This window comes from Streptomyces sp. NBC_00829 (assembly GCF_045161795.1).
Taxonomy (GTDB): Bacteria; Actinomycetota; Actinomycetes; order Streptomycetales; family Streptomycetaceae; genus Streptomyces.
Genome location: NZ_CP108867.1, coordinates 6680742 through 6693993 on the forward strand (window position 1 = coordinate 6680742; position 13252 = coordinate 6693993).

The window sequence follows — 13252 nt, forward strand, 5'->3', positions numbered from 1 at the left end:
TAGACTCGGCCTTTGGCACCTTTGCGTCCTCGGTCCGCCGCAGGTCGACGAGCGGGGGCCCCAGCCAGCCCATCGGAAGTACGGGAAGAGATGTCCGCACCCAATAAGTCGTACGACCCTGTTGAGGTCGAGGCACTGAAACCGGAAGAGATCGAGCGCATGCGGGACGAGGCGCTCGCCGCCTTCGCCGCCACGGGCGACCTCGAAGCGCTCGCTCACGCGAAGGTCGCGCACACCGGAGGCGCCTCGCCGCTCGCGCTCGCGAACCGGGAGATCGGCGCGCTGCCGCCCCAGGCCAAGGCCGAGGCCGGCAAGCGCGTGGGCCAGGCCCGCGGCGTCGTGAGCAAGGCCCTGGCCGCACGCCAGGCCGAACTCGAGGCCGAGCGGGACGCCCGGGTGCTCATCGAGGAGGCCGTGGACGTCACGCTGCCCCACGACCGCGTCCCGGCCGGCGCCCGCCACCCGCTGACCACGCTCATGGAGCGGCTCGAGGACATCTTCGTATCCATGGGGTACGAAGTCGCCGAGGGTCCCGAGGTCGAGGCGGAGTGGTTCAACTTCGACGCCCTGAACTTCGTGCCCGACCACCCCGCGCGCCAGATGCAGGACACCTTCTTCGTCCAGGGAACCTCCTCCGACGGGAAGGCCACCACGGACGACGAGTCGGGTGTCGTGCTGCGTACGCACACCTCCCCGGTGCAGGCCCGCACACTGCTCGACCGCGAGCCGCCCGTGTACGTCGTCTGCCCCGGCCGTGTGTACCGCACCGACGAGCTGGACGCGACCCACACCCCGGTCTTCCACCAGATCGAGCTGCTCGCTGTCGACGAGGGTCTGACGATGGCCGACCTCAAGGGCACCCTGGACCACATGGTCCAGGCGCTCTTCGGCCCGGACATGAAGACCCGGCTCCGCCCGAACTTCTTCCCGTTCACCGAGCCGTCCGCCGAGATGGACATGGTCTGTTACGTCTGCCGCGGCGAGTCCGTCGGCAACCCGGACCGTCCCTGCCGCACCTGCGGCAGCGAGGGCTGGATCGAGCTCGGCGGCTGCGGCATGGTCAACCCGAAGGTGCTCATCGCCTGCGGCGTCGACCCCGAGAAGTACAGCGGATTCGCCTTCGGGTTCGGCATCGAGCGGATGCTGATGTTCCGCCACAACGTCGAAGACATGCGAGACATGGTCGAGGGTGACGTCCGGTTCACCCGGCCGTTCGGGATGGAGATCTGATGCGGGTCCCGCTTTCTTGGCTGCGGGAGTACGTCGACCTGCCGGCGACCGAGACCGGCCGTGACGTCCAGGCCAAGCTCGTCTCCGCCGGCCTCGAGGTCGAGGCCGTCGAACAACTCGGCGCCGGGCTCAAGGGCCCCCTGGTCGTCGGCAAGGTCCTCACCATCGAGGAGCTGACGGACTTCAAGAAGCCCATCCGCTTCTGCACCGTCGACGTCGGCCAGGCCGGGGGCACCTCCCAGGCCGAAGGCTCCGAGGGAGACACCGGAGAGCCGCAGGAGATCGTCTGCGGCGCCCGCAACTTCTCCGTCGGGGACAAGGTCGTCGTGGCCCTGCCGGGCGCCGTCCTGCCCGGCGACTTCGCGATCGCCGCCCGCAAGACGTACGGCAGGACATCGCACGGCATGATCTGCTCCGGCGACGAGCTCGGCATGGGTGACGACGGCAGCGGCGGCATCATCGTCCTGCCGCCCGAGCACGAGGTCGGCACCGACGCGATCGAGCTGCTGGAACTGGTCGACGAGGTCCTCGACATCGCCGTCACGCCCGACCGCGGCTACTGCCTCTCCCTGCGCGGGGTCGCCCGCGAGACCGCCATCGCCTACGGCCTGCCGCTGCGCGACCCGGCGCTGCTCGACGTGCCCGCCCCGAACTCCTTCGGCCACTCGGTCGACGTCTGCGACCCGATCGGCTGCGACCGCTTCACCGCGCGCACCGTGGTCGGTCTGGAGCCCGAGGCCCGTTCCCCGATCTGGCTGCGGCGCCGACTGCAGAAGGCCGGGATGCGTCCGATCTCGCTCGCCGTCGACATCACCAACTACGTGATGCTCGAACTCGGCCAGCCGCTGCACGCCTACGACCGCTCCCGTCTCGACGGGCCGATCGGAGTGCGCCGCGCCGCGCCGGACGAGAAGCTCACCACCCTCGACGGTGCCCAGCGGGTGCTGGACCCCCACGATCTGGTCATCACCGACAACCGCGGGGCCATCGGCCTCGCGGGTGTCATGGGCGGCGCCAACACCGAGATCGCCGATCATGACGAGGCCGGGGCCACCACCGAGGTCGTCATCGAGGCCGCGCACTTCGACCCGATCACCATCGCCCGCACCGCGCGCCGCCACAAGCTGGCCTCCGAGGCGTCCAAGCGCTTCGAACGGGGCGTCGACCCGCAGGCCGCGGCAGCCGCCGCGCAGCGCACCGTCGACCTGCTGGTGCTGCTCGCGGGCGGCACCGCCGAGGCCGGGGTCACCGAGGTCCTCGCCCCGTCCGCGCCTCGCGCGATCACCATGCCCGCGGACCACCCGGACCGTGTCGCGGGCGTGGACTACGGGCGTGAGACCGTCGTGCGCCGCCTCCAGGAGATCGGCTGCGACGTCTACGGACAGGACGAACTGGTCGTCACGGTCCCGTCCTGGCGTCCCGACCTCAACGAGCCGAACGACCTCGCCGAAGAGGTCATCCGGCTGGAGGGGTACGAGAACCTCCCCTCGACGCTGCCCACGCCCCCCTCGGGCCGCGGGCTGACCGAGCGTCAGCGACTGCACCGCCGTGTCGGCCGCGCGCTGGCCGGCGCCGGCTATGTCGAGGCGCTGAACTACCCGTTCATCGGCGAGCAGATCCTCGACCAGCTGGACATCCCCGCGGACGACCCGTGCCGCCAGGTGGTCAGGCTGGTCAACCCGCTCTCCGACGAGGAGCCCGCGCTGCGCACCGGGCTGCTGCCCGGCCTGCTCGGCGCGCTGCGCCGCAACGACGGCCGTGGCAGCCACGACCTGGCCCTGTTCGAGACCGGCCTGGTCTTCAAGGCTCCCGCCGAGGAGGGCATCGCGGTCCGGCTGCCGGTCGACCGCCGCCCGACCGACGAGGAGATCGCATCGATCAACGCCGTGCTCCCCGAGCAGCCGCGCCATGCCGCCGTCGTGCTCGCCGGTGCGCGTGAGCAGGCCGGCTGGTGGGGCAAGGGCCGTCCGGCCGACTGGGCCGACGCGGTCGAGTCCGCCCGCACGGTCGCCCGCGAGACCGGGGCCGACCTGATCGTGCGCAAGGGCCAGTACGGACCGTGGCACCCGGGCCGCTGCGCCGAACTCGCCGTGGTCGTCGACGGCGAGGAGCGGACCGTCGGCTACGCCGGTGAACTGCATCCGCGGGTCGTCAAGGCGCTGCATCTGCCGGACCGCACCTGCGCGATGGAGCTCAACCTGAACCTGCTGGAGCAGGCGTCCGGGGGCGTGCTCCAGGCGCCGAGGATCTCCGCCTTCCCGGTGGCGACCCAGGACGTCGCGCTGGTCGTGGCCGAGGGCGTCCCCGCTGCCGAGGTCGAGAGGGTTCTGACCGAGGGCGCGGGCGAACTGCTGGAGTCCATCCGGCTGTTCGATGTGTTCGTCGGGTCGCAGATCGGCGAGGGCAAGAAGTCGCTGGCGTACGCGCTGCGGTTCCGCGCTCCCGACCGGACGCTGACGGTCGAGGAGGCCTCGGCCGCCCGTGACGCCGCCGTGGCGCTCGCCGCGGAGCGTGTGGGGGCGGTCCTGCGCGGAGCCTGACGGCTCCCGGCCTGTTGAGCGACCGAGGGGCGCGCCCGGAACACCGGGCGCGCCCCCTTTCGGTCCTCGCGGCGGGCGAGGGCAGCGCGCGCCGTCGACTCACGGATGCGCCGACTGCTTACTGGCGCTTCCAGTGGCCTGGGGCGTTGCCGCCCTCGTCTGGAAGATCGCCTGGCCGCACGCGCAGCCGGAGAGTCTGAGGCGGAGGGTCGGCACGGCCGTCGTCTTCTTCGCCGTCGGCATCGCTCTGGTGCTGGGCATCAGACACGAGCTCGGCCGCGAACCGCGGCGGTTCCGCGAGATCGCCCAGGCCGCACAGCAGGTGCTCCGCGCCCGCTGCCGGCGCGCCTGGACGGGCTGGCGCTCGCCGCCGGCTCTCCGGTCTCGCCCGCCGCCGTGATCACCACCGTTCACTCGGAGTTGCTTCGGCACACCCGTGGCCGGATCGCCGACGACGTGGCGCCGCTGGTGCTGCGCAACGACCCTTCTCGGGTGCCGGCGCAGTGCGGGGACGCCACACTGCGCCGCGCCCGGCGGGAACCCTCCAATCGGTGCAGCCATCGGCAACCAAGGGATTGCCGTGCGGCCGGCGCCGCCCGCCCTGCCGCGGAGTGTCGGGCAGATCAGCAGGGCAGACGACGCGAGAAGGGGCCGCCGCACTGTACGAGGGGGAGCCGGCGGCCCGGCCGCCTCTGTGAGAGGCATCTCAGTCAACCGGCGCACACGGCACGGCGGCAGAGCGCGCGCGGCACAGATCGGGGCACTCCGTTCACACCCCGTGCGAATCGCCCTCCACTACGCTGAGCGCACCGAGGCACCGGAGGGGCACATGCAGCCCAATACCCTGCTCGACGCCCTGCTCGACGAGGCGGGCATCTCCAACGCGGGCCTCGCGGCCCGCGTCAATCAGGCGGGCCGGGCCAGGGGCCTGTCACTGCGGTACGAACACACGGCCGTGGCCCGCTGGTTGAAGGGGCAGCGCCCGCGCGGCCAGGTCCCCGATCTGATCTGCGAGGTACTCGCGGGCAGACTCCACCGGGCCGTCACACTCGGCGACATCGGTCTCGGAGTGGCCGGCGACTCGGGCATTCCGCCCGGCTCACCGCTCTCCGGCTTCGTGGAGCGCGCCACCGCGCTGTGGCGCTCCGACGAACAGCAGCGCCCCCACATCATCGAGGCGCCCGCGGTCACGGGAACCCCGGCCGTCATGCCCGTGTGGGAGTGGGAGAACCCCCCGGAGGACTCGGACGTCTCCCGCTCCGGACAGACCCGCGTCTGCATGGCCGACATCAAGATGCTGCGGGCGGCCCGGGCGCACTACGAGCTGATGTACCGCAAGGCGGGCGGGATAGCGACCCGCGCCCGTGTTGTCGGCTTTCTCAATGCCGAGACCGCGCCCCTGCTGCGCGGGGCGTACAGCGACGCGCTCGGCCGTCAGCTGCACCGTGCGACGGGCGGACTCGTGGCGGTGGCCGGCATCTGCGCCTACGACTCCGACGCGCACGGTCTCGCCCAGCGCTACTTCCATCAGGCGCTGCGGCTCGCCAAGGCCAGCGGAGACCGGGGACTTGGCGCATACGTCATCGCGCTGCTGGTCAACCAGTCGCTGTTCATGGCAGAGCACCGGCAGGCCGTCGCCTTCGCCGAGGCGGCGCTGCGGGCCGCCGGACAGCAGATCACGCCCGCGCTGGCCGCCGATCTGTACGCGATGCAGGCGAAGGCGTACGCACACCTCGGCGACGGCGGCAGCGCACTGATGTGCATCAGGCGCGCGGAGCTCGAGGCGGAGCGCATCCGGCCGGGGTACGAGCCGGACGAGACCGGATACGTCCAGCCCGGCCTGGTGAACGTCCAGGTCGCGGAAGCCCTGCTGAGCCTGGGCGACCTGTCGGCGGCGCGCACGCACGCGGCGGCGGCCGTCGGTACTCCCGCGCACGACCGCGGCCGGGTGCACCGGCTGGCCATGCTCAGCCAGATCGAGCTGCGCCAGGGTGAGGTGGACCGGGCGGCGCACACGGCGGCGGAGATGGTCGAGCGGGCGCGGGGGATGGAGTCGCAGCGCCTGAGGGACCGGCTGCGCGCGGTGCGCGAGCATCTCGTGGCGAGCGGCTGCACCGACGCCGACGAGGCGGCCGAACTCATCGACGGGGCACTGCGCGTTCCCCTGTGACCTAGCTCCTGCTGCGATATTGCCATCTACTTGTCGGAAGGTGGCAGAAAAGTGCAGTGGACGAACCTAAGCGAACAAACTGTGTATGAAAACCGCTGGTTCAGGGTCAACCTGGCCGACGTCAAGCTCCCCGACGGCCGGCACCTGGACCACTTCCTCATACGGCTCCGCCCGGTCGCCGTCGCGACGGTGGTCAACAGGGCCAACGAGGTACTGATGCTCTGGCGGCACCGCTTCATCACCAACACCTGGGGCTGGGAGCTCGCCGCGGGAGTCGTCGAGGACGGCGAGGACATCGAGGCCGCGGCCGCCCGGGAGATGGAGGAGGAGACCGGCTGGCGGCCGGGCCGCCTCCAGCACCTCATGACCGTCGAGCCGTCCAACGGCCTCACCGACGCCCGGCACCACCTCTACTGGGCCGAGGACGCCACGTACATCGGGCACCCCGAGGACGACTTCGAGTCCTCGCGCCGCGAGTGGATCCCGCTGAAACTGGTCCCCGACATGGTTGCCCGCGGTGAGATCCCGGCCGCCAACATGGCGGCCGGGCTGCTGATGCTCCATCATCTGCGGCTGGGCTGAGACCGGCAGGATCCAAAGGACAGGACCCTAGTGTCCGAGCGCCTGCCAGACCGTCACCGCCAGTGCTCCCGCCGCCGTGAGCGCGGCCACGGCGGGCAGCGGCCATCTGGCATGCTCCAGTGCCCCGACGCGCGCGGCCAGGTCGGTGAGATCTCGGTCGATCTGGTCGTTGCGCTGTGCGAGCAGTGCCAGATGCCCGTCGATGCGGGCGAGGCCGACGTCGAGACAGCGGCGCAACTCGGCGAACTCCTCGACGACCACTAAATGATCAGGGTCGGTGGTCACGGATACAGCTCCTCTTCGGAAGGTGGTACGACGGACCCTTCACGAGCGGAACCGAGTCAACTCTTCCTGGTAGGAGGGCGGGAGCGTGTGCGCACGGCATATGCGGGCACGCCCCGCACACTCCGTGTGAATCAGGAGTACGGATAGAACCCGGAGCCCGACTTGCGGCCGAGGCGGCCCGCGTCCACCATCCGCTGCAGCAGTGGGGGAGCGGCGTACAGCGGCTCCTTGAACTCCGCGTACATCGAGTCGGCGACCGAGGCGACCGTGTCCAGGCCGATCAGGTCGGAGAGCTTCAGCGGGCCCATCGGGTGCGCGCAGCCGAGCTCCATGCCGTTGTCGATGTCCTCGCGGCTGGCGAGGCCCGACTCGAACATCCGGATCGCCGAGAGCAGATACGGGATGAGCAGGGCGTTCACCACGAAGCCCGAGCGGTCCTGGGCGCGGATCGGGTGCTTGTCGAGCAGTTGCTGCACCATGGCCTCGGAGCGCTTGATCGTCTCCTCGGAGGTGGTGAGCGCCGGAATGAGCTCGACGAGCCTCTGCACCGGGGCCGGGTTGAAGAAGTGGATGCCGATGACCTGGTCCGGACGCGAGGTCGCGACGGCCAGCTTCACCAGCGGGATGGAGGAGGTGTTGGAGGCGAGAATCGCGTCCCGCCGGGTCACCACCTGGTCGAGCACCTGGAAGATCTCCGTCTTGACCTGCTCGTTCTCCACGACGGCCTCGATGACGAGATCGCGGTCGGCGAACTCCCCGAGGTCGGTGGTGAAGCTGAGCCGTGCCAGCGTCGCGTCGCGCTCGTCCTCGGTGATCTTGCCGCGTTCGGCGGCCTTCGAGAGGGAGTTGTAGAGCCGGGTACGGCCGATCTCCAGGGCCTCGCCGGTGGTCTCGGCGACCATCACATCGAGGCCGCTGCGGGCGCACACCTCCGCGATGCCTGCCCCCATCTGGCCACAGCCGACCACTCCGACGCGTGCAATGTCGGCCATTGAGTCCGTCACCTCGTGCCTTTCGCTCATTCAGTGCGGCGAGGCCCCGTATGGTTCCGGCGCCCGCCTCGACCCTTGGACGTTACTCCGGATGCGCATGCGCACGACGCCCAGGGGCGGGCATGCTGAGCCGGTACGGCCGTCCGCACGGAGAGAGCCAGAGGCGACACATGCAGCGCACAGGGAGAAGAGGGTTCGTGACCGCGGCGGCCGGAGCGCTGGCCGCACTGACGTCCCCCGGCGCCGCACCGATGTCCCCACGGGGCACGGTCGCGGCGCCCGACGCCGGAAGCGGGGGCAGCCGGCGGCATGCCGGAGGGCGGGAGTTCCGCGGGATGTGGCTCGCGACCGTGGCCAACCGCGACTGGCCGTCCAGGCCCGGCCTCGCTCCCGCCGAACAGCGCACCGAACTCCTCGCCCACCTCGACACCGCCGTGGCCCGGAAGCTGAACGCCGTCGTCCTCCAGGTCAGGCCGACCGCGGACTCCCTGTGGCCTTCACCGTACGAGCCCTGGACGCAGTACCTCACCGGGGTGCAGGGGCAGGACCCCGGCTGGGACCCGCTCGGGACCGCCGTCCGTGAAGCCCACCGGCGCGGTCTGGAGCTGCATGCCTGGTTCAACCCGTACCGCGTCGCCGGGCACACCGACCTGTCGCGGCTGGCCGAGGGGCATCCCGCACGGACGCGCCCCGAGTGGGTTCTGCCGTACGGCGGAAAGCTCTACTACAACCCCGGCATACCCGAGGTCCGCGGCTTCGTCCAGGACGCGATGATGGACGCCGTCCGCCGCTATGACGTCGACGGTGTGCACTTCGACGACTACTTCTACCCGTATCCCGTCGCCGGGCAGGTCTTCGCCGACGACGAGACCTACGCGCGGTACGGCGCGGGCTTCCCCGACAAGGCGTCCTGGCGGCGCGACAACATCGACCGGCTCGTGCGCGGGATGGCCCGCCGGATCAGACGGACGGGCAAGGACGTCCCGTTCGGGATCAGCCCTTTCGGGGTCTGGCGCAATATCGCCACCGATCCCCTCGGCTCCGACACCACCGCGGGGGTTCAGACCTACGACGATCTCCACGCGGACACCCGGAGGTGGGTCAGGGAGGGCTGGATCAACTATGTCGTCCCGCAGATCTACTGGAACATCGGCTTCGCCCCGGCGGACTACGCGAAGCTGCTCCCCTGGTGGCACGAGGTCGTACGGGACACCGGAGTCGACCTCTACATCGGTGAGGCCCTCTACAAGGCGGGGGACCCAGCGCAGCCCGCGCCCTGGCAGGACCCCGCCGAACTCTCCCGGCATCTGTCACTCGCGCGCGGCTACCGCGGTGTCCACGGCCACTGCTTCTTCTCCGCGAAAGAGGTCATGACCGATCGCGTCGGCGCGATGGCCCGGGTGGTGGCCGATCACTATCCGACCAGGGTGCGGCCCTCCGGCTGAGTCAAGGCCGCTCGATGTGGCGTACGACGGTGTCGGGGCCCGGGGACATCAGCGCCTCGTGCCCGTCGTCGAAGCGGACGCGGTACGGGGGATCGCCTTTCTGGCCCAGTACCTCGACGACTTCGGCGACCCTGTCGTGCTGTCCCACGGTCCTGCCGTGCATCAGCAGTTTGTCGCCCACGTTCGCATGCATCGGGAGTCTCCTCCTCGAAAGCGGTGGTCCGTGTTTCGAGTCTACGGCCGGGGCCGGGAGTTGCACCCTCAGCTGCGGGCACGCTGGGTCACCGCGATGCACACCAGGACCGCGACCGCCGCGACCGGGGCGGCGGGGGAGAGCCGCTCGCCCAGCAGCGACACCGACCAGACCAGGGTCAGCAGCGGCTGGGCGAGCTGAAGCTGGCTGGCCTTGGCGATGCCGATGGCGGCCATGCCCCGGTACCAGACGTAGAGACCGAGGAAGGTCGATCCGGCGGAGACCCAGAGCAGTCCGATCACGCCGTGCGCCGTCAGCCGGACCGGCTCGACGCTCAGCGAGACGGCCGCTCCCGCCACGGCGAGCGGCAGACAGAGGATCAGTGCCCAGCCGATCACCTGCCAGCCCGGCATCAGACCGGCGAGACGGCCGCCCTCGGTGTACCCGGCCGCGCAGACCAGCAGTGCGCCGAAGAGGTACAGATCGCCCCTCTGGAGCGAGCCGCCGCTCTCGCGCACGGTGAAGGCGATCACCACGGCCGCGCCCCCGAGGGCCGCCAGCCAGAAGATGCGCGAGGGGCGGCGGCCGGTGCGCAGGGCGGCGAAGGAGGCGGTCGTCAGCGGCAGCAGTCCCACGACCACAGCGGCGTGCGACGTGGTGGAGGTCTGCAGAGCCAGCGTCGTCAGCAGCGGGAACCCCACGACCACCCCGCCCGCCACGACGGCGAGGCCCGCCCAGTGGCGGCGGTCGGGCAGCGCGACGCGCAGCGCCAGGAGAAAGACACCCGCGACGAGGGCGGCGAGGGCGCTCCGCACGGCGACCAGGGACCAGGGGCCGAAACTCTCCAGGCCCCAGGCCGTGGACGGGAAGGTGAGCGAGAAGGCGACGACGCCCAGCGCGGCCAGAAGGGTTCCGCTGCTGACCGCTATCGAGATGGGGGGAGTAGCGCTATCCTGTACTGTCATGTATGAGCGTAGCAGTGTGGCGGAGCTGGCACATTCCCTGAAACGGGAGCTCGACCGCTACTCACCTGGTGGAAAGCTGCCGTCGAGTCGGGCCCTGGTCGAGCGGTACCGGGTCTCACCGGTGACCGTGTCGCGTGCGCTCGCCCAGCTCGCCGCCGAAGGTCTGGTGGTCACCCGCCCGGGAGCCGGAGCGTTCCGGGCGCAGCCCCGCGCGGACACCCCCGCGCTCGGGGACACCTCCTGGCAGGAGGTCACGCTCAGCGCGGATACCACGACCGAGCTCGTGCCGCGAGCGGTGGACGCGTCCGGGGTCCTGGTCACCCTCGCCGTACCGCCGCCGGGAGTCGTGGAGTTCAACGGCGGCTACCTCCACCACTCGCTCCAGCCCGAGCGGGCGATGGCCGCCGCCCTTGCCCGCGCCGGACGCCGGCCCGGGGCCTGGGGCAGGCCGCCGACCGACGGGCTGCCCGAACTGCGCGACTGGTTCGCCCGCGGTCTCGGCGACACCATCGGCGCCGCCGACGTCCTGGTCACGGCCGGCGGCCAGTCCGCGCTGACCACCGCCCTGCGCGCGCTCGCCCCGCCCGGCGCCCCCGTCCTCGTCGAGTCACCCACCTATCCCGGCATGCTGGCGATCGCACGGGCCGCCGGGCTGCGGCCCGTACCGGTGCCGGTGGACTCCCAGGGAGTGCGTACGGAACTGCTCGCCGCAGCCTTCAAAGCCACCGGAGCCCGTGTCTTCGTCTGCCAGCCGCTCTTCCAGAACCCGACCGGCGCCGTCCTCTCGCCCGGACGCCGGCCCGAAGTGCTGCGTATCGCCCGCGAGGCGGGAGCCTTCGTCGTCGAGGACGACTTCGCCCGCCGACTGGGCCACGAGGACGCGGGCCCCCTGCTGAGCCCGCTCGCGGCGGACGACCACGACGGAGTCGTCGTCCACGTCAGCTCGCTCACCAAGGCGACCTCGCCCAGCCTGCGGGTGGGCATGCTGGCGGCCCGCGGCCCCGTCCTGGAACGGCTGCGCGCCATCCATGTCGTCGACAACTTCTTCGTCCCCCGTCCTCTCCAGGAAGCGGCGCTGGAACTGGTCGGCTCTCCGGCCTGGAATCGTCATCTGCGCACCGTGGCAGCCGAGCTGAAGGCCCGCCGCGACACGATCGCCGCCGCCCTGCGGCTCGGCCTGCCGGAACTGTCCCTCCCGCACATCCCTTCCGGCGGCTATCACCTCTGGCTGCGCCTGCCGGACGGCACGGACGAGGCGGCCCTGGTCTCGGCTTCCCTGCGGGCGGGTGTGGCGCTTGCCCCCGGCCGTCCCTACTTCTGCGCCGAGCCCCCGGCGGCGCATGTGCGTCTGAGCTTCGCGGGCGTCGCGGGCGCAGCGGAGATCGCCGAGGGCGTGCGGCGGCTGCGGAGCGCCTGCGACGAGGTGCTGGGCTGAGGAGCGCTCACCGGCCGGGCGGCGCGGCCCCACCGGACGCTTGAACCGCCTCCCGGAGACTCTCCTGCCTGCCGGGTCGGCCTCCCCGGGACCTGACTCCTCCGTGCCGCCGGGCGCTCCGGGAGGCACTCGGGCACGAGGCCGTGCACCGGCACGGTGCGGTCTCATCGACCGGAAGGCCGAACTCCCTTGCGGACCAACGATGGTCGGCTGCCGTCGCCTCTGCCATGGTGCGAGCATCGCGGCCGCCACCGGCATCGGCTCCGTCCCTCGCCCCGCGATGCCCCGTGAGGCGTCGCGGCCGGCCGCCACGGTCACCTCTTGACCCGCGGAGGATTCGGCTCCACGATCTCGCCATGAGTGTCCGGATCACGCTGGTCGCCGCCGCCCGCTGTTCCTCCCTGCTCGCCGAGCGGTTCGACGACGACCGGCCTCTCGACCAGGCGGGGTGGCAGGAGGTGCAATTCGCCTCGCATGCCCTGGTGCCCCTCAACACCGCCGAGCTCCGGTACTGCTCGCCGACCGTCCGGAGCCGCGCGACCGCCCAGGCCCTCGGCTTCGCGCCGATGGCCCAGCCCGCCCTGCGCGACTGCGACATGGGGCGCTGGCGCGGCTTCACCTTCGCCGAGGTGACGGCGCGCGAACCGGCCGCCGTCGACGCCTGGCTGGCCGACCCCCGCTCGGCGCCGCACGGCGGTGAGCCGCTGCTCGCGTTCATAGGGCGCATAGGGGGCTGGCTGGACACGCGGCCCGTCGAGGACGGCGGCAGGATCGTCGCCGTCGCCGAACCCTCGGTCGTGCGGGCCGCTCTGGTGTACGCGCTGAATGCGCCGCCCTCGTCGTACTGGAATGTGGACGTACGTCCGTTGTCGACCATCATCCTGGCCGGGCAGGCGGGCCGCTGGAACCTGCGCCTGGAGACGGCCGCCTGAAAAGCGGCCCGTGGACCTGGCTGTGACGGCGTGACGGCGCTTCCCACGGCCCGCGGACCCGGCTACGCCTGTGTGATCGCGCTTCCCGTGACCCGCTCGGACGTGATCCGGATGACGATGCGCACGACCTCCGGCGGCAGCTCCAGATACTCCTCACCCGCACCGGACCCCTCGTACTCCTCGGCCAGTGAGGCGGCGAGTTTCCGGCCGATGTCCTCGGTGACCGTGGCCGTACCGCGCACCTCGATGTACTGGAGCGGGTCGTTGCGGTCGTACACGGTGAGGCTGACGCGCGGATCGTGCCGGACGTTCCTGTCCTTGCGCCGGCACGCCTGGGAGGAGATGACCAGATCGTCCCCGTCCCGGCCCACCCAGACGACCGACGTCTGAGGGCTGCCGTCGGCGTTGAGGGTGGCGAGGACCGCCGGGTTCGGGTCGTCGATGAGTCTGCGGGCGGCCGTTCCGAGTGTGCTGGACATGATC

General features: G+C 71.4%; 13 protein-coding genes. 8 read left to right on the top strand and 5 right to left on the bottom strand.

The genetic code is table 11. The annotated features are described in order from the left end of the window. The first annotated feature begins 90 nt into the window (after positions 1 to 90). The 5 genes from pheS to OG293_RS29855 all read left to right on the top strand — a co-directional run bounded on the left by pheS (position 91) and on the right by OG293_RS29855 (position 6522). On the top strand, positions 91 to 1230 hold the full coding sequence (gene pheS / locus OG293_RS29835; protein ID WP_406001876.1) for a phenylalanine--tRNA ligase subunit alpha: 1140 nt from the start codon (positions 91 to 93) through the stop codon (positions 1228 to 1230). Then, entirely contained in the window at positions 1230 to 3770 is a 2541-nt protein-coding gene (gene pheT, locus OG293_RS29840; protein WP_406001877.1) for a phenylalanine--tRNA ligase subunit beta, read from the top strand. The genes pheS and pheT overlap by 1 nt, the downstream gene beginning before the upstream one ends. Positions 3771 to 3903: 133 nt before the next feature. Continuing rightward, on the top strand, positions 3904 to 4170 hold the full coding sequence (locus tag OG293_RS29845; RefSeq protein ID WP_406001878.1) for a hypothetical protein: 267 nt from the start codon (positions 3904 to 3906) through the stop codon (positions 4168 to 4170). A 429-nt stretch (positions 4171 to 4599) separates the two neighbouring features. Next, the gene (locus tag OG293_RS29850; RefSeq protein WP_406001879.1) at positions 4600 to 5940 is read left to right on the top strand and encodes a transcriptional regulator; all 1341 of its coding nucleotides are present in this window, start codon (positions 4600 to 4602) and stop codon (positions 5938 to 5940) included. A gap of 51 nt (positions 5941 to 5991) precedes the next feature. After that, the gene (locus tag OG293_RS29855; RefSeq protein WP_406001880.1) at positions 5992 to 6522 is read left to right on the top strand and encodes an NUDIX hydrolase; all 531 of its coding nucleotides are present in this window, start codon (positions 5992 to 5994) and stop codon (positions 6520 to 6522) included. A gap of 27 nt (positions 6523 to 6549) precedes the next feature. On the opposite strand, the gene OG293_RS29860 is transcribed toward OG293_RS29855, so the two are convergent. Together OG293_RS29860 and OG293_RS29865 are read right to left on the bottom strand one after the other, a co-directional pair. Next, positions 6550 to 6807, bottom strand: coding sequence for a hypothetical protein (locus OG293_RS29860; RefSeq protein WP_406001881.1), 258 nt, complete (start codon positions 6805 to 6807; stop codon positions 6550 to 6552). Between the two features lie 131 nt (positions 6808 to 6938). Further along, positions 6939 to 7799: a 3-hydroxybutyryl-CoA dehydrogenase gene (locus OG293_RS29865; protein WP_406001882.1), complete on the bottom strand. Its 861-nt coding sequence runs from the start codon at positions 7797 to 7799 to the stop codon at positions 6939 to 6941. A gap of 170 nt (positions 7800 to 7969) precedes the next feature. Here OG293_RS29865 and OG293_RS29870 point away from each other — a divergent pair, with 170 nt between their 5' ends. Beyond that, positions 7970 to 9244: a glycoside hydrolase family 10 protein gene (locus OG293_RS29870; RefSeq protein WP_406001883.1), complete on the top strand. Its 1275-nt coding sequence runs from the start codon at positions 7970 to 7972 to the stop codon at positions 9242 to 9244. Between the two features lies 1 nt (position 9245). Here OG293_RS29870 and OG293_RS29875 read toward each other — a convergent pair whose 3' ends face one another. Both OG293_RS29875 and OG293_RS29880 read right to left on the bottom strand, forming a co-directional pair. Then, a complete protein-coding gene (locus OG293_RS29875; protein ID WP_406001884.1) occupies positions 9246 to 9437 on the bottom strand; it encodes a DUF1918 domain-containing protein in 192 nt (63 codons plus the stop codon). A 68-nt stretch (positions 9438 to 9505) separates the two neighbouring features. After that, positions 9506 to 10402, bottom strand: coding sequence for a DMT family transporter (locus tag OG293_RS29880; RefSeq protein WP_406001885.1), 897 nt, complete (start codon positions 10400 to 10402; stop codon positions 9506 to 9508). Here OG293_RS29880 and OG293_RS29885 point away from each other — a divergent pair. Both OG293_RS29885 and OG293_RS29890 read left to right on the top strand, forming a co-directional pair. Then, positions 10401 to 11837 (top strand): PLP-dependent aminotransferase family protein, encoded by a 1437-nt coding sequence (locus OG293_RS29885; protein ID WP_406001886.1) that lies wholly within the window; start codon positions 10401 to 10403, stop codon positions 11835 to 11837. The two genes, OG293_RS29880 and OG293_RS29885, sit on opposite strands and share 2 nt — an antisense overlap. Before the next feature lie 356 nt (positions 11838 to 12193). Further along, complete coding sequence (locus OG293_RS29890; protein ID WP_406001887.1) at positions 12194 to 12769, top strand: histidine phosphatase family protein; 576 nt, start codon at positions 12194 to 12196, stop codon at positions 12767 to 12769. A 62-nt stretch (positions 12770 to 12831) separates the two neighbouring features. On the opposite strand, the gene OG293_RS29895 is transcribed toward OG293_RS29890, so the two are convergent. Continuing rightward, complete coding sequence (locus OG293_RS29895; RefSeq protein WP_406001888.1) at positions 12832 to 13248, bottom strand: PPOX class F420-dependent oxidoreductase; 417 nt, start codon at positions 13246 to 13248, stop codon at positions 12832 to 12834. Positions 13249 to 13252: the final 4 nt, after the last annotated feature.

Excerpts from the sequence above, each read along its gene's own strand:
- pheS (WP_406001876.1), top strand. The coding sequence starts at position 91 with ATGTCCGCACCCAATAAGTCGTACGACCCTGTTGAGGTCGAGGCACTG.
- pheT (WP_406001877.1), top strand. The coding sequence starts at position 1,230 with ATGCGGGTCCCGCTTTCTTGGCTGCGGGAGTACGTCGACCTGCCGGCG.
- OG293_RS29850 (WP_406001879.1), top strand. The coding sequence starts at position 4,600 with ATGCAGCCCAATACCCTGCTCGACGCCCTGCTCGACGAGGCGGGCATC.
- OG293_RS29865 (WP_406001882.1), bottom strand. The coding sequence starts at position 7,799 with ATGGCCGACATTGCACGCGTCGGAGTGGTCGGCTGTGGCCAGATGGGG.
- OG293_RS29870 (WP_406001883.1), top strand. The coding sequence starts at position 7,970 with ATGCAGCGCACAGGGAGAAGAGGGTTCGTGACCGCGGCGGCCGGAGCG.
- OG293_RS29875 (WP_406001884.1), bottom strand. The coding sequence starts at position 9,437 with ATGCATGCGAACGTGGGCGACAAACTGCTGATGCACGGCAGGACCGTG.
- OG293_RS29885 (WP_406001886.1), top strand. The coding sequence starts at position 10,401 with ATGTATGAGCGTAGCAGTGTGGCGGAGCTGGCACATTCCCTGAAACGG.
- OG293_RS29880 (WP_406001885.1), bottom strand. The coding sequence starts at position 10,402 with ATGACAGTACAGGATAGCGCTACTCCCCCCATCTCGATAGCGGTCAGC.
- OG293_RS29890 (WP_406001887.1), top strand. The coding sequence starts at position 12,194 with ATGAGTGTCCGGATCACGCTGGTCGCCGCCGCCCGCTGTTCCTCCCTG.
- OG293_RS29895 (WP_406001888.1), bottom strand. The coding sequence starts at position 13,248 with ATGTCCAGCACACTCGGAACGGCCGCCCGCAGACTCATCGACGACCCG.